Source organism: Chitinophaga sp. 01L420 (assembly GCF_056399985.1).
In genome coordinates this window covers 1-488 of record NZ_JBFTSK010000146.1, presented here as the reverse complement: position 1 = coordinate 488, position 488 = coordinate 1, and the positions used below count along the sequence as shown (strand labels likewise).

General features: G+C 47.4%; 1 protein-coding gene. It reads right to left on the bottom strand.

Annotation, left to right across the window (positions count from 1 at the left end; genetic code table 11):
- The coding region (locus tag AC1DP6_RS36540; protein WP_477059319.1) for an Ig-like domain-containing protein at positions 1–488 on the bottom strand (488 nt) is incomplete at both ends.

The window sequence follows — 488 nt, the reverse complement described above, 5'->3', positions numbered from 1 at the left end:
CCATCTGCTGTTGGTGTTACGAGAACGGTGTAAGTGATATTATCTGTTGTCTGGAATGTACTTAAAGTTGCGTTGGTGGTGGTAATATCACCCAGTGTAAATCCAGTCACCGCTTCGCTGAAGGTAATTGTGGCGGTAAACGGTGTAATTACCGGAGAAGTAGCGGTAGTGGAAATGACTACACCCGGGAGGGTTGTATTCACGAGTACGCCCGTAGTGCTAGCCACATTATTCAGGGTGAGTAYAGCGTTGTTACCTGCCACATCACGGATAGTGCCGGTCAGGGTTCCTACTGTGATACCATCTATATCCATATCACCGTTCTGCACGGTGTAACTGAATACCAGAGCGTTGGTACCACTGCCACTTACAAGTGTGGCCTGTCTGGTAGTGGCGCCTATTACTATACCCAGCGATGGTGTGCCGGTTACATTAACTATCTCACTAAAATGAACAGTGAAGGAGAGTACTTGTCCATCGTTATACAC